The organism is Candidatus Pristimantibacillus lignocellulolyticus (assembly GCA_023639215.1).
Classification (GTDB): domain Bacteria; phylum Bacillota; class Bacilli; order Paenibacillales; family Paenibacillaceae; genus Pristimantibacillus; species Pristimantibacillus lignocellulolyticus.
On sequence record CP097899.1, the window covers coordinates 1,943,474 to 1,962,180 of the forward strand.

29 protein-coding genes are annotated in these 18,707 nt (G+C 41.3%); all 29 read left to right on the forward strand.

Annotated elements, in window-relative coordinates; all coding sequences use genetic code 11:
• Positions 1–53: 53 nt before the first annotated feature.
• The 29 genes from rpsL to secY all read left to right on the forward strand — a co-directional run bounded on the left by rpsL (position 54) and on the right by secY (position 18,642).
• Positions 54–473, forward strand: a complete 420-nt coding sequence (rpsL, locus tag NAG76_08115) for a 30S ribosomal protein S12 (protein ID URN96180.1) — start codon at positions 54–56, stop codon at positions 471–473.
• Positions 474–540: 67 nt separating this feature from the next.
• Positions 541–1,011: a 30S ribosomal protein S7 gene (gene rpsG, locus NAG76_08120; protein ID URN96181.1), complete on the forward strand. Its 471-nt coding sequence runs from the start codon at positions 541–543 to the stop codon at positions 1,009–1,011.
• A gap of 27 nt (positions 1,012–1,038) precedes the next feature.
• Entirely contained in the window at positions 1,039–3,117 is a 2,079-nt protein-coding gene (gene fusA, locus NAG76_08125) for an elongation factor G (protein ID URN96182.1), read from the forward strand.
• A gap of 105 nt (positions 3,118–3,222) precedes the next feature.
• The gene (tuf, locus tag NAG76_08130) at positions 3,223–4,413 is read left to right on the forward strand and encodes an elongation factor Tu (protein URN96183.1); all 1,191 of its coding nucleotides are present in this window, start codon (positions 3,223–3,225) and stop codon (positions 4,411–4,413) included.
• Between the two features lie 213 nt (positions 4,414–4,626).
• Positions 4,627–5,706 carry an ABC transporter substrate-binding protein gene (locus NAG76_08135; GenBank protein ID URN96184.1) on the forward strand — a complete coding sequence of 360 codons (1,080 nt, stop codon included), beginning with the start codon at positions 4,627–4,629 and terminating at the stop codon, positions 5,704–5,706.
• Positions 5,707–5,803: 97 nt separating this feature from the next.
• Positions 5,804–6,754, forward strand: a complete 951-nt coding sequence (locus tag NAG76_08140) for an ABC transporter permease (protein URN96185.1) — start codon at positions 5,804–5,806, stop codon at positions 6,752–6,754.
• Complete coding sequence (locus NAG76_08145; GenBank protein ID URN96186.1) at positions 6,741–7,535, forward strand: ABC transporter ATP-binding protein; 795 nt, start codon at positions 6,741–6,743, stop codon at positions 7,533–7,535. Before NAG76_08140 ends, NAG76_08145 begins: the two co-directional genes overlap by 14 nt.
• Before the next feature lie 449 nt (positions 7,536–7,984).
• A complete protein-coding gene (rpsJ, locus tag NAG76_08150; protein URN96187.1) occupies positions 7,985–8,293 on the forward strand; it encodes a 30S ribosomal protein S10 in 309 nt (102 codons plus the stop codon).
• Positions 8,294–8,333: 40 nt separating this feature from the next.
• Positions 8,334–8,957: a 50S ribosomal protein L3 gene (gene rplC, locus NAG76_08155; protein URN96188.1), complete on the forward strand. Its 624-nt coding sequence runs from the start codon at positions 8,334–8,336 to the stop codon at positions 8,955–8,957.
• 28 nt (positions 8,958–8,985) lie between these two features.
• Positions 8,986–9,609: a 50S ribosomal protein L4 gene (gene rplD, locus NAG76_08160; GenBank protein ID URN96189.1), complete on the forward strand. Its 624-nt coding sequence runs from the start codon at positions 8,986–8,988 to the stop codon at positions 9,607–9,609.
• Complete coding sequence (rplW, locus tag NAG76_08165; protein ID URN96190.1) at positions 9,609–9,902, forward strand: 50S ribosomal protein L23; 294 nt, start codon at positions 9,609–9,611, stop codon at positions 9,900–9,902. Before rplD ends, rplW begins: the two co-directional genes overlap by 1 nt.
• Before the next feature lie 17 nt (positions 9,903–9,919).
• The gene (gene rplB / locus NAG76_08170) at positions 9,920–10,750 is read left to right on the forward strand and encodes a 50S ribosomal protein L2 (protein ID URN96191.1); all 831 of its coding nucleotides are present in this window, start codon (positions 9,920–9,922) and stop codon (positions 10,748–10,750) included.
• Positions 10,751–10,817: 67 nt separating this feature from the next.
• The gene (rpsS, locus tag NAG76_08175) at positions 10,818–11,099 is read left to right on the forward strand and encodes a 30S ribosomal protein S19 (protein ID URN96192.1); all 282 of its coding nucleotides are present in this window, start codon (positions 10,818–10,820) and stop codon (positions 11,097–11,099) included.
• 43 nt (positions 11,100–11,142) lie between these two features.
• Positions 11,143–11,478, forward strand: a complete 336-nt coding sequence (rplV, locus tag NAG76_08180; protein ID URN96193.1) for a 50S ribosomal protein L22 — start codon at positions 11,143–11,145, stop codon at positions 11,476–11,478.
• A 13-nt stretch (positions 11,479–11,491) separates the two neighbouring features.
• Entirely contained in the window at positions 11,492–12,154 is a 663-nt protein-coding gene (rpsC, locus tag NAG76_08185) for a 30S ribosomal protein S3 (protein URN96194.1), read from the forward strand.
• A gap of 2 nt (positions 12,155–12,156) precedes the next feature.
• Positions 12,157–12,594 carry a 50S ribosomal protein L16 gene (gene rplP / locus NAG76_08190; GenBank protein ID URN96195.1) on the forward strand — a complete coding sequence of 146 codons (438 nt, stop codon included), beginning with the start codon at positions 12,157–12,159 and terminating at the stop codon, positions 12,592–12,594.
• Positions 12,584–12,784 (forward strand): 50S ribosomal protein L29, encoded by a 201-nt coding sequence (gene rpmC / locus NAG76_08195; protein URN96196.1) that lies wholly within the window; start codon positions 12,584–12,586, stop codon positions 12,782–12,784. The genes rplP and rpmC overlap by 11 nt, the downstream gene beginning before the upstream one ends.
• A 48-nt stretch (positions 12,785–12,832) precedes the next feature.
• Positions 12,833–13,096 (forward strand): 30S ribosomal protein S17, encoded by a 264-nt coding sequence (rpsQ, locus tag NAG76_08200; GenBank protein URN96197.1) that lies wholly within the window; start codon positions 12,833–12,835, stop codon positions 13,094–13,096.
• 46 nt (positions 13,097–13,142) lie between these two features.
• On the forward strand, positions 13,143–13,511 hold the full coding sequence (gene rplN / locus NAG76_08205; protein URN96198.1) for a 50S ribosomal protein L14: 369 nt from the start codon (positions 13,143–13,145) through the stop codon (positions 13,509–13,511).
• A 53-nt stretch (positions 13,512–13,564) separates the two neighbouring features.
• On the forward strand, positions 13,565–13,918 hold the full coding sequence (gene rplX / locus NAG76_08210) for a 50S ribosomal protein L24 (GenBank protein ID URN96199.1): 354 nt from the start codon (positions 13,565–13,567) through the stop codon (positions 13,916–13,918).
• 30 nt (positions 13,919–13,948) lie between these two features.
• Positions 13,949–14,491, forward strand: a complete 543-nt coding sequence (rplE, locus tag NAG76_08215; GenBank protein URN96200.1) for a 50S ribosomal protein L5 — start codon at positions 13,949–13,951, stop codon at positions 14,489–14,491.
• A gap of 26 nt (positions 14,492–14,517) precedes the next feature.
• Positions 14,518–14,703 (forward strand): type Z 30S ribosomal protein S14, encoded by a 186-nt coding sequence (locus NAG76_08220; protein ID URN96201.1) that lies wholly within the window; start codon positions 14,518–14,520, stop codon positions 14,701–14,703.
• A gap of 31 nt (positions 14,704–14,734) precedes the next feature.
• Positions 14,735–15,133, forward strand: a complete 399-nt coding sequence (rpsH, locus tag NAG76_08225) for a 30S ribosomal protein S8 (protein URN96202.1) — start codon at positions 14,735–14,737, stop codon at positions 15,131–15,133.
• Positions 15,134–15,162: 29 nt separating this feature from the next.
• Positions 15,163–15,705 (forward strand): 50S ribosomal protein L6, encoded by a 543-nt coding sequence (rplF, locus tag NAG76_08230; protein ID URN96203.1) that lies wholly within the window; start codon positions 15,163–15,165, stop codon positions 15,703–15,705.
• 58 nt (positions 15,706–15,763) lie between these two features.
• On the forward strand, positions 15,764–16,132 hold the full coding sequence (rplR, locus tag NAG76_08235; protein ID URN96204.1) for a 50S ribosomal protein L18: 369 nt from the start codon (positions 15,764–15,766) through the stop codon (positions 16,130–16,132).
• Positions 16,133–16,156: 24 nt separating this feature from the next.
• Complete coding sequence (rpsE, locus tag NAG76_08240) at positions 16,157–16,654, forward strand: 30S ribosomal protein S5 (GenBank protein URN96205.1); 498 nt, start codon at positions 16,157–16,159, stop codon at positions 16,652–16,654.
• 13 nt (positions 16,655–16,667) lie between these two features.
• The gene (gene rpmD, locus NAG76_08245) at positions 16,668–16,847 is read left to right on the forward strand and encodes a 50S ribosomal protein L30 (protein URN96206.1); all 180 of its coding nucleotides are present in this window, start codon (positions 16,668–16,670) and stop codon (positions 16,845–16,847) included.
• A 59-nt stretch (positions 16,848–16,906) separates the two neighbouring features.
• Positions 16,907–17,347 (forward strand): 50S ribosomal protein L15, encoded by a 441-nt coding sequence (gene rplO, locus NAG76_08250; protein ID URN96207.1) that lies wholly within the window; start codon positions 16,907–16,909, stop codon positions 17,345–17,347.
• The gene (gene secY, locus NAG76_08255) at positions 17,347–18,642 is read left to right on the forward strand and encodes a preprotein translocase subunit SecY (protein URN96208.1); all 1,296 of its coding nucleotides are present in this window, start codon (positions 17,347–17,349) and stop codon (positions 18,640–18,642) included. Before rplO ends, secY begins: the two co-directional genes overlap by 1 nt.
• Positions 18,643–18,707 lie beyond the last annotated feature (65 nt).

Genomic DNA, 18,707 nt, shown 5'->3' on the forward strand with positions numbered 1-18,707 from the left:
GGGTGAGATGTCTACCAATATAAATGACATAATTATGGGAAGGGGGTGGCAACATGCCAACAATTAATCAGCTAGTTCGTAAAGGACGCCAAGCTAAAGTTGTTAAATCAAAATCACCAGCATTGCAAAGAGGTTTCAATGCTCTTAAACGTGAAGCTACTGAAACTAGATCTCCACAAAAACGTGGTGTTTGTACTCGTGTAGGTACTATGACTCCAAGGAAGCCGAACTCCGCGCTTCGTAAATATGCCCGTGTACGTCTTACTAACCGTGTAGAGGTTACAGCGTACATTCCAGGTATCGGACATAACCTTCAAGAGCACAGCGTGGTACTTATCCGCGGTGGTCGAGTAAAAGACTTAGCAGGAGTTCGTTATCACATCGTTCGTGGTGCGCTTGATACTGCAGGTGTAAATAACCGTATGCAAGCTCGTTCTAAATATGGTACTAAACGTCCTAAAGTTAAAAAATAATGGCAACTCCTAATCGGAGCAATGTTAGACCAACACAAATTATTTATTGAAGAAAGGGGGACTTCTAATGCCACGCAAAGGTCCTGTAACAAAACGCGATGTGCTACCAGATCCGTTGTATAATTCAAAGTTGGTAACTCGTCTTATCAACCGTATTATGTTGGACGGTAAGAGAGGAACTGCACAAACGATTCTTTATGATGCATTCAAATTGGTTCAAGAACGTTCTGGAAATGATCCAATGGAAGTTTTTGAAGCAGCAATGAAAAACATCATGCCTGTACTTGAGGTTAAAGCTCGCCGTGTAGGTGGTGCTAACTATCAAGTGCCTATCGAAGTTAAACCTGAACGTCGTACTGCTCTTGCATTACGTTGGTTGGTTAACTACTCCCGTAACCGCGGTGAGAAAACGATGGAAGAACGTTTGGCGGCTGAAATCATGGATGCATCTAACAACACTGGTGCAGCTGTGAAGAAACGCGAAGATACACACAAAATGGCTGAAGCTAACAAAGCTTTCGCTCACTACCGTTGGTAGGATAAACCACGAAAAGAGGAAAATTCGATGGCAAAAAGAGAGTTCTCCTTGGAAAATACACGTAATATCGGTATCATGGCGCATATCGATGCGGGTAAAACAACTACAACTGAGCGTATCCTGTTCTTCACTGGACGTACTCACAAAATTGGTGAGGTACATGAAGGTGCAGCAACAATGGACTGGATGGAGCAAGAGCAAGAGCGTGGTATCACGATCACTTCTGCTGCAACAACAGCTGCTTGGAAGGGTAACCGCATCAATATCATCGATACTCCGGGTCACGTAGACTTCACGGTTGAAGTTGAACGTTCTCTTCGTGTATTGGACGGAGCTGTAGGTGTTTTCAGTGCTAAAGAAGGCGTTGAGCCTCAGTCTGAAACAGTTTGGCGTCAAGCAGATAAATACGGGGTTCCTCGTATTGCTTACGTTAACAAAATGGACATCATCGGTGCTGATTACCTAAACGTAATTAAGGACATGAATGAGCGTCTACAAGCTAATGCAGTAGCAATTCAAGTACCTATGGGTGCTGAAAATGACTTCATCGGTGTTATCGATATTATTGAACGTAAGTCTTACACTTATGTTGATGATCTTGGTAAAGATCCAGTAGTTGGTGAAGTTCCTGCACAATATGCGGAGCAAGTTGAAGAATTGCGTGCTATCTTGGTAGAAAAAGTTTCTGAGCTTGATGAAGTTTTGATGGATAAGTATTTGGAAGGCGAAGAAATTTCAATTCCAGAAATCAAAGCTGCACTTCGTAAAGGCGTTTGCGAAACTAAAATCTATCCAGTAGTAGCTGGTTCATCTTACCGTAACAAAGGTGTTCAATTGGTTCTTGATGCAGTAGTAGATTACCTACCTGCTCCAGTTGACATCGAAGCAATTAAAGGTACATTAGAAGATGGTACTGAAAGTTCTCGTCCTTCTGATGATTCAGAACCTTTCTCTGCTCTAGCTTTCAAAATTATGACGGATCCTTATGTTGGTCGTTTGACGTTCTTCCGCGTATATTCTGGTGTTCTTACATCAGGTTCTTACGTGCTGAACTCTACAAAAGGCAAACGTGAGCGTGTTGGTCGTATACTACAAATGCATGCAAACAGCCGTCAAGAGATTCAAGAAGTATTCTCTGGTGATATTGCAGCAGCTGTAGGTTTGAAAGATACTACGACTGGTGATACATTATGTGATGAAAAGGCACCAATTATCCTTGAATCCATGAACTTCCCTGATCCAGTTATTCAAATCGCTATCGAGCCTAAGACGAAAGCTGACCAAGATAAACTTGGTATTGCAATCTCTAAGCTTGCTGAAGAAGATCCAACTTTCCGTGCTTACACTGACGAAGAAACGAACCAAACAATCATCGCAGGTATGGGTGAGCTTCACCTTGAAATCCTAGTTGATCGTATGAAACGTGAATTCAAAGTTGAGACAACTGTTGGTGCTCCTCAAGTAGCATACCGTGAGACTTTCACAGCAGGTGCGAAAGTGGAAGGTAAGTTTGTTCGTCAATCAGGTGGTAAAGGTCAATTCGGTCATTGTTGGGTTGAATTTGAACCGCTTGAACCAGGTTCAGGCTTTATCTTTGAAAGTAAAGTCGTGGGTGGTTCTATTCCTCGTGAATATATCGGACCAATCCAAGCTGGTATTGAAGAATCAATGAAAAATGGTGTTATCGCTGGTTACCCACTAGTTGATGTTAAAGCAACTGTTGTTGACGGTTCTTACCATGATGTCGATTCTTCTGAGATGGCGTTCAAAATCGCAGGTTCAATGGCACTTAAAGCTGCCAAAGAAAAATGTATGCCGGTTATTCTTGAGCCAATCATGAAAGTTGAAGTTACAGTTCCTGAAGAATACTTCGGTGATGTAATGGGTATGATCAGCTCTCGTCGTGGACGTATTGAAGGATCAGATATGCGTTCAGGTGCACAGATTGTTCGTTCTAAAGTGCCTTTGTCTGAGATGTTTGGTTATTCTACAACTCTACGTTCTGGTACTCAAGGTCGTGGCGTATTCTCTATGGAGCTTTCTCACTATGAAGAAGTTCCTAAGTCAATCGCTGAAGCAATCATTGCAAAAAACAAAGGTGAATAATCTCACTTTTGAAAAGTTTGATTTTAGCCGAAATTAGATATAAAATATCTAATATCGGCTTACACATAAAAAAATTATTAGATATATTGAGGAGGATTAAGTTCAATGGCAAAAGCTAAATTTGACCGTTCTAAACCGCACGTAAATATCGGTACTATTGGTCACGTCGATCATGGTAAAACTACTCTTACAGCTGCAATCACTACTGTACTATCTAAAACATATGGTGGTGCTGCGATTGCGTTTGATCAAATCGATAAAGCTCCAGAAGAGCGCGAGCGTGGTATCACAATCTCTACTTCTCACGTAGAGTATGAAACACCAACTCGTCACTATGCACACGTTGACTGCCCAGGTCACGCCGATTATGTTAAAAACATGATCACTGGTGCTGCACAAATGGACGGAGCTATCCTAGTTGTATCTGCAACTGATGGTCCTATGCCACAAACTCGTGAGCACATCTTGCTTTCTCGTCAAGTAGGTGTTCCTTACATCGTAGTATTCTTGAACAAATGTGATATGGTTGAAGATGAAGAGCTTCTTGAACTTGTAGAAATGGAAGTTCGTGACCTTCTTAGCGAATACGATTTCCCTGGTGATGATACTCCAATCATCCGTGGTTCTGCTCGTGAAGCACTTCAAAACACTGATGGTCCTTGGGCTTCTAAAATCATTGAATTGTTCGAGCAAGTTGACACTTACATTCCAACTCCGGAACGTGATGTTAACAAACCATTCCTTATGCCTGTTGAGGATGTATTCACAATCACTGGTCGTGGTACTGTTGCTACTGGTCGTGTTGAGCGTGGAGAAATTAAAGTTGGTGATGAGATCGAAATTATCGGTCTTCAAGAAGAAACTCGTAAGTCTGTAGTAACAGGCGTAGAGATGTTCCGTAAATTGCTTGACTATGCTCAAGCAGGGGACAACGTTGGTGCACTACTTCGTGGTGTAGATCGTAAAGATATCGAGCGCGGTCAAGTATTGGCTAAACCAGGTTCTGTTAAGCCTCATACTAACTTCACAGCTCAAATCTACGTTCTTACTAAAGAAGAGGGTGGCCGTCATAAGCCATTCTTCACTGGTTACCGTCCACAGTTCTACTTCCGTACAACTGACGTAACTGGTATCATCAACCTTCCTGAAGGTTCTGAAATGGTTATGCCTGGTGACAACATCGAAGTAACAGTTGAATTGATCGCTCCAATCGCGGTAGAAGACGGTACTCGCTTCTCAATCCGTGAAGGTGGTCGTACAGTTGGTGCCGGTGCGGTTGCATCTATCCAAGCTTAATAAACTCGCAGCATAAGCTGCTTATAAAGAAGCCTCCATGAAAATGGAGGCTTCTTTTTTTGTGGATGTAGTAACCTTTTAATCTTTCAAGATTTAGTGCGATAATACTTTATCGTTTAGAAGTATTGACGTATTAAACTTGTCCCATTAAGATGATGAAAAGAATAGATATATATTTATTCTGAAATAAAAATACAATGGGGGTTCATTTCAATGAAAAAGAAATTATTGTTAGGTTTTGTTTTGGCAACTATCATGTTAGTAATTGCAGCATGCGGCAACAACGATACTAGTAATAGCAATACATCTGGTTCCACTAGTACAAACAATAGTTCTTCTAATACGAATAATACAGAAACAACAATCGATGGTGATGATAAGCAATATAAAGTTGCTATTTCTCAATTCGTAGAACACGCATCGCTTGACGCAGTACGTGACGGTATTATTGCTGCTTTAAAAGACGGTGGTATTGAGGAAGGAAAAAATTTAACTATTGATTATCAGAATACACAAGCTGATTTTAATAATTTAACCGCTGTATCGCAGAAAATTAAATCTGGTAAGCCGGATGTTGCTGTTGGAATAGCAACGCCAAATGCGATTTCTTTAGTTGACGAAATTACTGATATCCCTGTTGTATTTGCAGCAGTTACTGATCCAATCGATGCTAAGCTTGTTCCAACTCTAGAAGCATCAGGTGGTAATGTAACTGGTGCGTCCGATTCAAACCCAGATGCAATTGAGCCGTTAATGGATTTTATTGCAAAAGAGTTCCCTAACGTTAAAAAAGTAGGCATTGTTATTAATAAGAGTGAACCAAATGCTGTTGTAATGGCTGAAACAGCCAAAAATCGTTTGGCAACTCATAATATTGGTTGGGAAGAAGCGCCAATTGTTAACGGTTCTGATGTACAACAAGCTGCACAATCGCTAGTTGGTCGCGTAGATGCGATTTATATTACTCTTGATAACACAGTTGTTGAATCAGTAGATGCGATTATTGATGTTGCGTACGAGCATGATATTCCTTTCTTCTCTGCCGATCGCGATACTGTTGAGAAAGGCGCTTTTGCAACGCTTGGTTTCAGATATTATGATCATGGCTACGAAGTTGGTCAAATGCTGCTTGAAATTTTAAAAGATGGTAAAAAACCTGGTGATATGAATGTCCGTAAACCAGAACAGCTTGATTTCATTCTTAATATGAAAGCTGCCCAAGAGATGGGAATTACAGTTACGGATGCAATGAAAGATTATGTTAAAGATCCAGCACAAAACATTCTTGAATAGGATGTAAGAACTATTAAATAGAAAATATCGAATAAAACTATACTGGGGGATCAGACGCTGATTCCCCAGTATAGTTTGTAGAGACAGGAGGAGCATTATGGTAACATCTTTAATTGGTGCCGTGGAGAGTGGACTGCTGTATGCGTTAATGGCATTAGGAGTTTTTATTACTTTCCGTATACTTGATTTTCCCGACCTTACGGTTGACGGAAGCTTTACTACAGGTGCAGGCATCGCTACGGTAATGACACTAAATGGTGTACATCCTGTTCTATCGTTGCTGTGTGCATTTTGTGGTGGTGCACTTGCGGGTTTGATGACAGGTTTATTGCATACGAAAGGAAAAATAAATGGGCTATTATCAGGTATTATTATGATGATTGCACTATATTCTATTAACCTTCGTATTATGGGAAAACCAAATTTAACACTCCGTAATGAAGCTAATTTATTTGATGGAGCTCCGATGATTGTGAAAGGCGCACCAGCTTTATTGATCGGTTTAATATTAGCAGTTGCTGTAAAAATTATTTTAGACTTGTTTTTCAAAACGAACATTGGCTTAAGTCTTCGGGCAACAGGTGATAACAAACGTATGATTCAAAGCTTTGGTGCAAATACAGATATGACAACAATTCTGGGTGTATCCCTTTCTAATGCTTTGGTAGCTACATCAGGCGCATTGATAGCATTTTCCACTAAACAGGCGAATGCAAATATGGGAGTGGGTATGATTGTTATCGGACTTGCATCTGTTATTATAGGTGAGGCGATCTTCGGTAAGAGAACGATATTCCGCACGACATTAGCTGTATTATTTGGAGCTATTATTTATCGTATAATCTATGCTCTAGCGCTACGAGTGCCCGGTATGGATGCGCAAGATATGAAGCTAATTACAGCGATTATTATTATATGTGCACTCGTTATTCCGACAGTGAAGACAGCAGTGACAGAAAAACAAATCTCGCGCAAACGAGCCCGAGAGGTAATGATTAGCTTAGAAACTAATTCTGCAAGTAAGGAGGGAGTTAATGCTAAATATTAATGATGTTTCCAAGTTATTCAATCCTGGAACTGTAGATGAAAAAGTAGCCTTACTTAAAGCGGACCTTCATCTTAAAGCTGGTGACTTCATTACAATTATTGGAAGTAATGGTGCGGGTAAATCAACATTAATGAATATTATTTCGGGAGTTTTGAAACCTGATATCGGAACAATACAAATTGATGGTAATGATGTTAGTCACTTACCAGAGCATACTCGTAGTAAATGGATAGGTAGAGTGTTCCAAGATCCGATGGCGGGTACTGCGCCGAGGATGACTATTGAAGAGAATTTAGCAATTGCATATAAGCGTGGTCAAAAAAGAAAATTAACTTTTGGTGTAACACATAAAACTAAAACGATTTTCAAAGAAGAGCTATCTCGCCTTGGCATAGGACTGGAGAATCGTATGTCAGCTCAGGTTGGTATGCTGTCGGGCGGGGAGAGACAAGCATTAAGTTTGTTGATGGCGACATTTACAAGACCGCAAATATTATTGTTGGATGAGCATACTGCTGCACTAGACCCTGCTCGAGCTGAACTTGTAACGGATTTGACAGAAAAGATTGTAAGAGAACTAAACTTGACTACTTTAATGGTTACTCATAATATGGAACAAGCGATTCGTCTGGGTAATCGCTTGATTATGATGGATAAGGGGCAAATTATATTACAAGTTGATCCGGAGCGTAAAGAGGATTTAACGGTTGCAGGTTTGCTTAAAGAGTTTGAACAAATAAGCGGTAAAGCTATGGCTGATGATCGCGTAGTTCTTGGTTAACGCTTTGTTTGAAATGCATCACTATATATAATAGAAGAAACAAAAACAAAAACAGCGATTTTCAGAGATGAAAACTCGTTGTTTTTATTTGGAACATGACAAGTGCAGTGTAAACTTATATAATAGTACAAGTGCTCAGGTTAATGGATGACTCGAAACGCTCGCTTGTACTCATTAAGCTATTCTATGGAACAACTATTAGTGATGATAAGCGTACGCTTTGATCTATTAATTAGAGAATAAAACGTCGAAAAAAACAATTATTGTACAAGGTATAAAATTAGTTGCAATCATATGCCTACTCGTGTATAATATTGACTGTTGGTCTGACGTTGCGTTGATGTGAGAGGTTGCCGACACACCCGGCCCCTTTGCCATGGGGCATGTGTAGGGTTTTCTTACGGAGTATGTCCGATTAAAAAATTGGGCGATAGAAGGAGGGACTTAAAATGGCAAAGCAAAAGATTCGTATTCGTTTGAAAGCATACGATCATAGAATTCTTGACCAGTCCGCAGAGAAAATTGTTGAAACTGCAAAACGTTCCGGTGCAGGTGTATCCGGTCCGATTCCGTTACCAACGGAAAAAACAATCATCACTGTTCTACGTGCTGTGCATAAGTACAAGGATTCTCGCGAGCAATTCGAGCAACGCACTCATAAGCGTTTAATCGATATCGTGAATCCTACGCCGCAGACTGTTGATGCATTGATGCGTCTGGATCTACCATCCGGTGTAGATATCGAAATCAAACTGTAAGAAGAATTAATGCGAGTATAGAGAGGAATGAGGTGTCAACATGAAAGGTATCTTAGGTAAAAAACTTGGTATGACTCAAGTATTTACTCCTGAAGGTAACGTAATTCCAGTAACAGTAATTGAAGCTGGTCCTTGCGTAGTCTTACAGAAGAAAGACTTGGAAAACGATGGCTATGAAGCTGTTCAACTTGGTTTTGCTGACAAAAAAGAAAGCAGATCCAATAAACCAGAAGCTGGTCACGCTAAAAAAGCTAACACAACTCCTAAGCGCTACGTTCGCGAAATTCGTGGAATTAATCTTGGTGAGTATGAAGTTGGCCAAATCGTGTCAGCTGACTTGTTCGCACAAGGCGAATTTGTTGACGTAACAGGTATTTCTAAAGGTAAAGGATTCGCGGGTGTAATCAAACGTTGGGGTCAAAGTACTGGTCCAATGTCACATGGTTCTCGTTATCACCGTGGTCCAGGTTCAATGGGTTCTATCCAAGCGAACCGCGTACCGAAAGGTAAACGCCTACCAGGACATATGGGTACAGAAACAGTTACTATTCAAAAATTAGAAGTTATTCGTGTAGACGCTGAGCGTAACGTTCTTCTAATTAAAGGTTCTATCCCAGGTCCTAAAAACGGATTTGTAAATATTAAACAAACGGTTAAGAACTAATTGTTGTTGAAGAAAGGAGGAACAAGAAATGCCTAAAGTAACAGTATTCAATGTGAGTGGTGCACAAGTTGGCGAACTAGAACTAGCTGATAGCGTGTTCGGTATCCAACCGCATGTTCATGTTATGCATAGTGCTGTCCTTCTGCAACAAGCTGCAGAACGTCAAGGAACGCACAAAACTAAAGGACGCTCCGAAGTACGCGGCGGTGGACGTAAACCTTGGAAACAAAAAGGTACAGGTCGTGCTCGTCAAGGTAGTATCCGCTCTCCACAATGGGTTGGTGGTGGTGTTGTATTCGGCCCTACACCTCGCTCATACGGCTTCAAACTTCCTAAAAAAGTTCGTCGCCTTGCGATCAAATCTGCACTTTCTTCTAAAGTAGTTGCAGAAAACATCATCGTTTTGGATCAACTTGCATTCGCAACTCCAAAAACGAAAGAGTTCGCAAACATTCTTAACAACCTTAAAGTAGAACGTAAAGCTTTGGTTGTAACTGCTAACTACGAGGATAACGTAGCATTGTCTGCTCGTAACATCCCTGGAGTTAAATTCGTCGCTGCTGATGGCATCAATGTTCGTGATGTTCTTGTCTATGACAAGTTGATCATCACTAAAGAAGCGGTAGAGAAAGTACAGGAGGTGCTTGCATAATGAAGAATCCTCGCGATATCATTAAGCGCCCGGTTATTACGGAACGTACGAGCGATTACATGGCTGTAAAACGTTATGTTTTTGAAGTTGACTTACGCGCTAATAAAACCGAAATTAAACTTGCTATTGAGCAAATTTTCAACGTTAAAGTAACTAGTGTTAACACTATGCGCGTTGCGGGTAAACCGAAACGTTATGGTAAATACAGTGGCTACAGACCGAATTGGAAAAAAGCTATTGTTCAATTAAGTCAAGATAGCAAAGAACTAGAATTCTTTGAAACGTCAGTTTAGAAAAGGAGGGAACACAAGTGCCAATCAAAAAGTACAAACCGACCTCTCCTGCTCGTCGTAACATGTCAGTTTCTACATTCGAAGAAATTACGACAAGTACTCCGGAGAAATCATTGCTTGCGCCGCTTTTCAAAAAAGCTGGTCGTAACAATCAAGGTAAAATTACAGTTCGTCACCACGGTGGTGGACATAAACGTAAATACCGTATCATTGACTTTAAACGTAATAAAGACGGCATCATTGGTAATGTTGCAACAATCGAGTACGATCCAAACCGTACATCTAACATTGCGCTAATCCATTATGTTGATGGAGCGAAAGCTTACATTATCGCACCTAAAGGTCTTAAAGTTGGTGACCAAGTTCAATCTGGTATCGGTTCTGATATCAAAATCGGTAACGCTCTTCCACTTGCTAACATTCCAGTTGGTACAGTTATCCACAACATTGAGTTGAAACCTGGTAAAGGCGGACAATTAGTTCGTGCTGCTGGTACAGAAGCTCAATTGCTTGGTAAAGAAGAAAATTATGTAACAGTTCGTCTTAACTCTGGCGAAGTTCGTCGCATTCTTAACACTTGCCGTGCTACTATCGGTGGTGTAGGTAATGGTGACCATGAGCTTATCAAAATTGGTAAAGCTGGTCGTAATCGTTGGCTGGGCAAACGTCCTCAAGTCCGCGGGGTAGTAATGAACCCTAATGATCACCCTCACGGTGGTGGTGAAGGTCGTGCTCCTATCGGTCGTAAATCTCCATTGTCTCCATGGGGTAAACCGACACTTGGTTACAAAACACGCAAGAAGAAAAAAGCATCAAGTCAATATATCGTTCGTGGTCGCACGAAGTAATAATAGCTTGATACAAACAGCATAACTTCAGTTGTGCAAGAGCTCTTACGTGAAGGGAGGAACTCACATGGGTCGCAGTTTGAAAAAAGGTCCATTTATTGATGGACACCTTTTGAAAAAAGTTGAAGTTTTGAATGAAGCGGAGAAAAAGACTGTAGTTAAAACTTGGTCTCGTCGCTCTACAATTTTCCCACAATTCATCGGACACACTTTTGCGGTATATGATGGTAAGAAACACGTACCAGTTTATGTGACGGAAGATATGGTTGGTCACAAACTAGGCGAATTCGCACCAACACGTACGTATAAAGGTCATGCGTCTGATGACAAAAAAACGGGCAGACGTTAATTTGCCCTTGATCACTTTCTAATGAATGAGAGGAGGTTCCCACATGGCAGAAGCTAAAGCACATGCACGATTTGTACGTATTGCTCCTCGTAAGGCTCAATTAGTTGCGGATTTGATCCGTGGTAAGAAAGTTGGCGAAGCAATCGCAATTCTGCGTCACACGCCTAAAGCTGCTTCCCCAATTTTGGAGAAGTTGTTAAACTCTGCAATTGCTAACGCTGAGCATAATAATCAACTTGACGTTAACAATTTGGTTGTATCGCAAGTATTTGCGAACCAAGGACCAACGATGAAACGTTTCCGCCCACGTGCAATGGGTCGTGCAAGTAGAATTAATAAGAGAACCAGCCACATCACTTTGGTCGTATCTGAAAAATAAGGAGGGATAACGAGTGGGTCAAAAGGTAAATCCTAATGGTTTGCGTGTCGGGATCATCCGTGATTGGGAATCCAGATGGTACGCAGAAAAAGACTTCGGCGATCTTCTAATGGAAGACGTTAAAATTCGCGAATACCTTAAAGGCAAGTTGAAAGATGCTGCTGTTTCTCGCTTTGAAATCGAACGTGCCGCTAATCGCGTAAACGTAACGATTCATACTGCTAAGCCAGGTATGGTAATTGGTAAAGGCGGAACAGAAGTTGAAAATCTTCGTGTTCAACTAGGTAAAATCGCTAAAGGTAAAAAAGTTCACATCAATATTTCAGAAATCAAGCATGCTGATCTAGACGCTATCCTTGTTGCTGAAAGTATTGCTCAACAACTAGAGCGTCGTGTATCATTCCGTCGTGCTCTAAAACAAGCTATGCAACGCTCTATGCGTTCTGGCGCAAAAGGAATCAAAACTGCAGTTTCTGGTCGTCTAGGCGGCGCTGAGATTGCTCGTTCAGAAGGATATAGCGAAGGCACTGTTCCACTTCATACACTTCGTGCTGACATCGATTACGGTACAGCAGAAGCACATACGACTTATGGTCGTCTAGGTGTCAAAGTATGGATCTACCGTGGTGAAGTCCTTCCGACTAAGAAGAAAGCTCCACAGGAAGGAGGCAACTAATCATGTTGGTACCTAAACGCGTAAAACATCGTAAACAACAACGTGGTCACATGAAAGGTCGTGCTAAAGGCGGTACTACACTAGCTTTTGGTGAATACGGTCTTCAAGCACTTGAACCATCATGGATCACTAACCGCCAGATTGAAGCGGCTCGTATCGCTATGACTCGTTATATCAAACGTGGTGGTAAAGTATGGATCAAAATTTTCCCGGATAAGCCAATTACTCAAAAGCCTCTAGAGGTACGTATGGGTAGTGGTAAAGGTAACGTTGAGAAATGGGTAGCAGTAGTTAAGCCAGGCAAAATTATGTTTGAGCTAGCTGGTGTTCCTGAAGAAGTAGCTCGCGAAGCTATGCGTCTTGCATCTCACAAGTTGCCAGTTAAAACTAAGTTCGTGAAACGAGAAGAAGAAGTGGGTGGTGAAGCAAATGAAGGCTAGTGAATTTCGCAACCTAACATCTACTGAAATCGAGCAACAAATCGCTGGTTTCAAAGAAGAGCTGTTCAACCTTCGTTTCCAATTGGCAACAGGTCAACTGGACAACCCGACTCGTATTCGTGACGTGCGTAAAGAAATTGCTCGCGCAAAAACGGTTCTTCGTCAAAGAGAACTTGGAATAAGCAGCTAATAAACTTGCCAAGTGATAACATAATCACTGTCAGGAAGGAGGCCAACTATGAGCGATCGCAATGCCCGTAAAGTTGAAATCGGCAAAGTGGTAAGTGACAAAATGGACAAAACAATTATTGTTGCTGTTGAGTCATACAAAAAGCACAACTTGTACCATAAACGTATTAAATCTACGAAAAAATATAAAGCACATGATGAGAGCAATACTGCTAAAATCGGCGATGTTGTAAAAATCATGGAGACTCGTCCACTATCTAAAGACAAGCGCTTCAGACTGGTCGAAATTGTTGAAGCAGCTGTCATTCTTTAATGAACGTGTGTAAGAAAAGCACTTTTCTTGAAAGGAGGACGTTGAAATGATTCAACCGTTTACGCGACTTAGAGTTGCTGACAACTCTGGTGCAAAAGAAGTTATGTGTATCCGTGTACTTGGTGGTACTGGACGCCGTGTTGGTGCAATTGGCGATTTGATCGTGTGTTCTGTTAAACAAGCAACACCAGGGGGCGTTGTCAAAAAAGGTGATGTAGTTAAAGCTGTTATCGTTCGTACAAAGCGTTCCGTACGTCGTAAAGATGGTTCTTACATCGCATTTGATGAAAATGCTGCTGTAGTTGTTAAAGATGACAAGAGCCCACGTGGTACTCGTATCTTTGGACCAGTTGCTCGTGAACTTCGTGATAAAGACTTCATGAAGATCGTATCTCTAGCTCCAGAAGTTATCTAATTAAAGTTCGGTTTATATAACCCTGAAAGCGAAATGCGCAGGAGGTGTAATAAATGCCAAGAGTGAAAAAATTATTGGAATCCCATAACAACAAGCTTCATGTGAAAAAGGATGACACTGTCATCGTTATTTCTGGGAAAGACAAAGGTAAAAAAGGCCGCGTAATCGCAGCTTATCCTCGTCAAAACCGTGTTCTTGTTGAAGGTGTCAATATTGTTAAAAAACATGCTCGTCCATCACAGTCTAATCCACAAGGTGGAATTATTGAGCAAGAAGCAGCAATTCACGTTTCCAATGTTATGCACGTAGATCCTAAGAGCGGACAAGTAACGCGTATCGGATATAAAGTGCTTGATAACGGTAAAAAGGTTCGGATCGCTAAGCGTTCCGGAGCAGTGATTGACTAATCGTTATGTACGAAAGGAGGTCCATGACTAATGACAGCAAGACTGAAAGGTCGCTTTCTTAATGAAATCACTCCTGCTTTGATGCAGAAGTTCAACTATACTTCAGTGATGCAAGTTCCAAAAATCGAGAAGGTAGTAATTAATATGGGTGTTGGTGAAGCAGTTTCTAACTCCAAAATTCTTGATGTTGCACTTGAAGAAATGCAAATCATTGCCGGTCAAAAACCGGTTGTAACGCGTGCGAAGAAATCCATCGCTGGATTCAAACTTCGTGAGCAAATGCCTATCGGGGTTAAAGTTACACTACGTGGTGAGCGTATGTACCATTTCCTTGATAAATTGTTTAACATCTCGTTGCCGCGTGTACGTGACTTCCAAGGTGTATCAACTAAAGCTTTCGACGGTCGTGGTAACTACACACTTGGTTTGAAAGAACAACTTATCTTCCCGGAGATCGAGTATGATAAAGTTGATAAAACACGTGGTATGGATATCGTCATCGTTACAACAGCTAAGACAGACGAAGAATCTCGTGAATTGCTAACCCAAATGGGTATGCCATTCGCGAAGTAATCCACTACTAGGAGGTGTAATACCCAGTGGCAAAAACTTCGATGAAAGTGAAACAACAACGCGCACCTAAGTTCAAAGTTCGTGCTTATACACGCTGTGAACGTTGTGGTCGTCCGCACTCAGTTTTACAAAAATTCAAAATTTGCCGGATTTGTTTCCGCGAGTTAGCACATATGGGCCAGATTCCTGGCGTTAAAAAAGCAAGCTGGTAATCAGCCTAGTTCGGGAAGGAGGTTCACACTAATGGTTATGTCTGATCCGATTGCAGATATGTTGACACGTATTCGTAACGCGAATGTGGTTCGTCACGAAACTGTAGAAATGCCCGCTTCAAAAGTGAAGAAAGATATCGCTGAAATTCTGAAGCGTGAAGGATTTATCCGTGATGCAGAATACATCGAGGATAACAAACAAGGTATGATTCGTATTTTCTTGAAATACGGTCAAAGCCAAGAGCGCGTAATTACTGGTCTTAAACGTATTTCTAAGCCAGGTCTACGTGTTTACACAAAATCTACTGAAATCCCACGCGTACTTGGTGGACTTGGAATTGCAATTATTTCAACGTCTAAAGGTGTAATGACAGATAAAGAAGCTCGTCAAGCGAAAGCTGGCGGCGAAGTTGTCTGCTACGTATGGTAATATAAGTAACGAAGACAGGAGGTGTAACAATGTCCCGTATTGGTCGTAAAGCTATTGCAGTACCAGCAGGTGTTGCTGTTACTTTTGATAACTCAGTTATTACAGTTAAAGGACCTAAAGGAACTCTTTCTCGTACACTTCATAGTGATATGATCGTGAACATTTCTGAAACAGAAATCGTGATCGAGCGTCCTTCCGATAACAAACTTCACCGTTCTCTACACGGAACTACTCGTTCTGTTGTTGCTAATATGGTTAGCGGCGTTACTGACGGTTTCAAGAAAAATCTTGAACTTGTTGGTGTCGGCTACCGTGTTATTAAAAACGGCGATAAAATCACATTAAACGTTGGTTACTCTCACCCGGTTGAAATCGCTCCTGAGAGCGGTATTGATTTCGAGGTTGTTGGTACAACTAAAATTACCGTTAACGGTATTGATAAAGAGCGTGTAGGTCAAATCGCTGCACAAATTCGTTCTGTACGTCTACCTGAGCCATATAAAGGTAAAGGTATCAAGTACGAAGGTGAGCGCATTATCCGTAAAGAAGGTAAAGCCGGTAAGAAGAAATAAGCGGCTTTATAGCTCGCTTATACTTGCGTCTTAAGGCTATGGAAAGGAGTGTACCTGCATGATTACTAAAGCTGATAAAAACAAGGCTCGTCTGAAAAGACGTTTCCGCGTTCGTAAAAAAATCAATGGAACAGCAGCACGTCCTCGTTTGTCTGTGTTCCGTTCTTCTAAGCACATTTATGCTCAACTAATCGATGATGTAGCTGGTGTGACAATCGTGTCCGCTTCTACTAAAGATAAAGATCTAGCATCTGCTATCGGTAACGGTGGTAATGTTGAATCTGCAACTAAAGTTGGCGATTTGATTGCAAAACGTGCTCTAGATAAAGGTGTTCAAGAAGTAGTATTTGACCGTGGCGGATACTTATATCACGGAAGAATTCAAGCACTAGCTACAGCGGCTCGCGAAGCTGGCTTGAAATTCTAATCAATCAATAAGGAGGTAAACGACTTGCGTGTAGATCCTAATACGTTAGAACTATCTGAAAAAGTAGTTCACATTAACCGTGTATCAAAAGTTGTAAAAGGCGGACGCCGTTTCAGCTTTAGTGCACTTGTAGTTGTAGGCGACGGAAAAGGCTACGTTGGCGCAGGGATTGGTAAAGCAGGCGAAGTACCTGATGCAATTCGCAAAGGTATTGAAGATGCTAAGAAAAACCTTATCCTTGTACCACTTGTAGGAACAACAATTCCTCACCTAATTGAAGGTCGTTTCGGAGCTGGTAAAGTTCTTTTGAAACCGGCATCTGAAGGTACAGGAGTTATCGCTGGTGGTCCAGTACGTGCAGTACTAGAGCTAGCTGGCGTTGGTAATATTTTAACTAAATCACTTGGTTCTTCAAACTCCCTGAATATGGTGAACGCGACTTTGGAAGGTCTTTCTCGTCTAAAACGTGCTGAAGATGTTGCTAAACTTCGTGGAAAAACTGTTGAAGAGCTACTAGGTTAAGGAGGGAAAATCGATGGCAAAATTGCAAATCACCCTCGTTCGCAGTTTGATTGGCCGCAACGAGAAACAACGTGCAACAGTTCAATCGCTCGGCCTTCGCAAAATTCGTCAATCGGTCGTTCTTAACGACAGCCCAGCTATTCGCGGCATGGTACATCATGTTAGCCACTTGGTTAAAGTTGAAGAAGTATAATTTTAACTAATAGCTTGGTACAGATACTGTTACGAAATATATAAGGAGGTGCACGAACGATGAAATTACATGATTTAGCACCAGCTGCTGGTTCCACGTTTACGCCAAAGCGTAAAGGTCGTGGTATCGGTTCAGGTACTGGTAAAACAGCAGGTAAAGGTCATAAAGGTCAAAATGCTCGTTCCGGCGGCGGTGTTCGTCCTGGTTTCGAGGGTGGTCAAAACCCACTTTATCGCCGTTTACCGAAACGCGGATTTAACAACCCGTTCCGTAAAGAATATGCGATTGTTAACATTCAAGATTTGAACAGCTTTGACGCAGGTACAGAAATCACTCCAGAAGTTCTTCTTGAAAAAGGCGTTATTAAAAATACGCTAGCAGGAATTAAAGTCTTGGGTAATGGTGAATTGAACGTAGGACTTACAGTGAAAGCTAACAAGTTCTCTCAATCTGCGGTGGAGAAAATCCAGGCTGCCGGCGGTAAAACCGAGGTGATCTAATGTTTACGACCGTGTCCAATATATGGAAAGTGCAGGATCTTCGTAGAAGGATCCTGTTCACACTATTTGTACTATTGATTTATCGTATTGGTGCCTTCATTCCGGTACCGGGCGTTGATACTGAAACGTTGAAAGCAGCTGGTTCTACAGGCGAAGGCTTGATGGGTCTGCTTAATACGTTCTCAGGTGGAGCTTTGTTCAACTTCTCTATCTTTGCAATTGGTATTACACCATACATCACTGCTTCGATTATCGTTCAGTTGTTATCTATGGATGTTATTCCAAAATTTGCTGAGTGGGCGAAACAAGGTGAAGAGGGTAAGAAAAAATCTGCCCAAGTCACTCGTTACGGTACAGTTATTCTAGGTCTAATACAAGGTCTAGCTACAGCTATTGGTTTCAACAACATGTATGGCATTGAGATCATTCATAATGCAAACTTTGTAGATTACTTAGTTATAGCTATTATTTTGACTGCAGGTACTGCATTCTTAATGTGGTTAGGTGAGCAAATTACAGAGAAGGGTATCGGTAACGGTATCTCTATCATTATCTTTGCTGCGATTGTAGCTGGTTTACCAGGTCACATTCGTACAATTTATGTAAGTGAACTTGCTACTGATGCAACTTTCATGAATTATATTAAAGTTATTCTAATCTTATTAGTAGTAATACTAATGATCGTTGGAGTTATCTTTATTCAGCAAGGTATTCGTAAAATTCCTGTTCAATACGCGAAACGCGTAGTAGGTCGTAAGATGTATGGTGGTCAATCCACTCATATTCCTATGAAAGTGAACGGCGCCGGTGTAATTCCAGTAATCTTCGCTATTTCTTTACTGACGTTCCCAACTACAATTGCGAACTTCTTTGCAGATAAAGTGTGGGCTAAATGGACTATCGAAAATATGAGCTATGATGCACCACTAGGTATGGTATTGTATGTTCTATTAATCGTCGGTTTCACATTCTTCTACACATTCGTACAAATTAATCCGGTTCAAATGGCAGATCAAATGAAGAAAAATGGTGGTTACATCCCGGGTATTCGTCCTGGCAAACCAACATCATCTTACTTGACTCGTGTTTTAACTAGAATTACTTTGGCAGGAGCAACATTCTTAGCGGTTATTTCACTATTCCCAGTGCTCTTCGGATCACTTGCAGGATTGCCGACCTCCGTACAGCTTGGTGGTACTTCATTGCTAATCGTTGTCGGTGTTGCACTTGATACGATGAAGCAAATTGAAAGCCAATTGATCAAACGCCACTACAAAGGCTTTATCAATAAATAACAACAGGTTCAATAACGGGTTGCCGCCTTGGCAATTAAGCTAAGCGGTGCCCTAAAGGACCTATT

What these genes read in the sequence shown, in the direction of transcription:
- rplN (URN96198.1), top strand. Translation starts at nt 13,143, where the DNA reads ATGATTCAACCGTTTACGCGACTTAGAGTTGCTGACAACTCTGGTGCA.
- NAG76_08145 (URN96186.1), top strand. Translation starts at nt 6,741, where the DNA reads ATGCTAAATATTAATGATGTTTCCAAGTTATTCAATCCTGGAACTGTA.
- rplR (URN96204.1), top strand. Translation starts at nt 15,764, where the DNA reads ATGATTACTAAAGCTGATAAAAACAAGGCTCGTCTGAAAAGACGTTTC.
- NAG76_08135 (URN96184.1), top strand. Translation starts at nt 4,627, where the DNA reads ATGAAAAAGAAATTATTGTTAGGTTTTGTTTTGGCAACTATCATGTTA.
- rpmD (URN96206.1), top strand. Translation starts at nt 16,668, where the DNA reads ATGGCAAAATTGCAAATCACCCTCGTTCGCAGTTTGATTGGCCGCAAC.
- secY (URN96208.1), top strand. Translation starts at nt 17,347, where the DNA reads ATGTTTACGACCGTGTCCAATATATGGAAAGTGCAGGATCTTCGTAGA.
- rpsH (URN96202.1), top strand. Translation starts at nt 14,735, where the DNA reads ATGGTTATGTCTGATCCGATTGCAGATATGTTGACACGTATTCGTAAC.
- rplC (URN96188.1), top strand. Translation starts at nt 8,334, where the DNA reads ATGAAAGGTATCTTAGGTAAAAAACTTGGTATGACTCAAGTATTTACT.
- NAG76_08140 (URN96185.1), top strand. Translation starts at nt 5,804, where the DNA reads ATGGTAACATCTTTAATTGGTGCCGTGGAGAGTGGACTGCTGTATGCG.
- rpsL (URN96180.1), top strand. Translation starts at nt 54, where the DNA reads ATGCCAACAATTAATCAGCTAGTTCGTAAAGGACGCCAAGCTAAAGTT.
- rplO (URN96207.1), top strand. Translation starts at nt 16,907, where the DNA reads ATGAAATTACATGATTTAGCACCAGCTGCTGGTTCCACGTTTACGCCA.
- fusA (URN96182.1), top strand. Translation starts at nt 1,039, where the DNA reads ATGGCAAAAAGAGAGTTCTCCTTGGAAAATACACGTAATATCGGTATC.
- rplW (URN96190.1), top strand. Translation starts at nt 9,609, where the DNA reads ATGAAGAATCCTCGCGATATCATTAAGCGCCCGGTTATTACGGAACGT.
- rplD (URN96189.1), top strand. Translation starts at nt 8,986, where the DNA reads ATGCCTAAAGTAACAGTATTCAATGTGAGTGGTGCACAAGTTGGCGAA.
- rplV (URN96193.1), top strand. Translation starts at nt 11,143, where the DNA reads ATGGCAGAAGCTAAAGCACATGCACGATTTGTACGTATTGCTCCTCGT.
- rpsS (URN96192.1), top strand. Translation starts at nt 10,818, where the DNA reads ATGGGTCGCAGTTTGAAAAAAGGTCCATTTATTGATGGACACCTTTTG.
- rplP (URN96195.1), top strand. Translation starts at nt 12,157, where the DNA reads ATGTTGGTACCTAAACGCGTAAAACATCGTAAACAACAACGTGGTCAC.
- rpsQ (URN96197.1), top strand. Translation starts at nt 12,833, where the DNA reads ATGAGCGATCGCAATGCCCGTAAAGTTGAAATCGGCAAAGTGGTAAGT.
- rplX (URN96199.1), top strand. Translation starts at nt 13,565, where the DNA reads ATGCCAAGAGTGAAAAAATTATTGGAATCCCATAACAACAAGCTTCAT.
- rpsG (URN96181.1), top strand. Translation starts at nt 541, where the DNA reads ATGCCACGCAAAGGTCCTGTAACAAAACGCGATGTGCTACCAGATCCG.
- rpsJ (URN96187.1), top strand. Translation starts at nt 7,985, where the DNA reads ATGGCAAAGCAAAAGATTCGTATTCGTTTGAAAGCATACGATCATAGA.
- rplE (URN96200.1), top strand. Translation starts at nt 13,949, where the DNA reads ATGACAGCAAGACTGAAAGGTCGCTTTCTTAATGAAATCACTCCTGCT.
- tuf (URN96183.1), top strand. Translation starts at nt 3,223, where the DNA reads ATGGCAAAAGCTAAATTTGACCGTTCTAAACCGCACGTAAATATCGGT.
- rpmC (URN96196.1), top strand. Translation starts at nt 12,584, where the DNA reads ATGAAGGCTAGTGAATTTCGCAACCTAACATCTACTGAAATCGAGCAA.
- rplF (URN96203.1), top strand. Translation starts at nt 15,163, where the DNA reads ATGTCCCGTATTGGTCGTAAAGCTATTGCAGTACCAGCAGGTGTTGCT.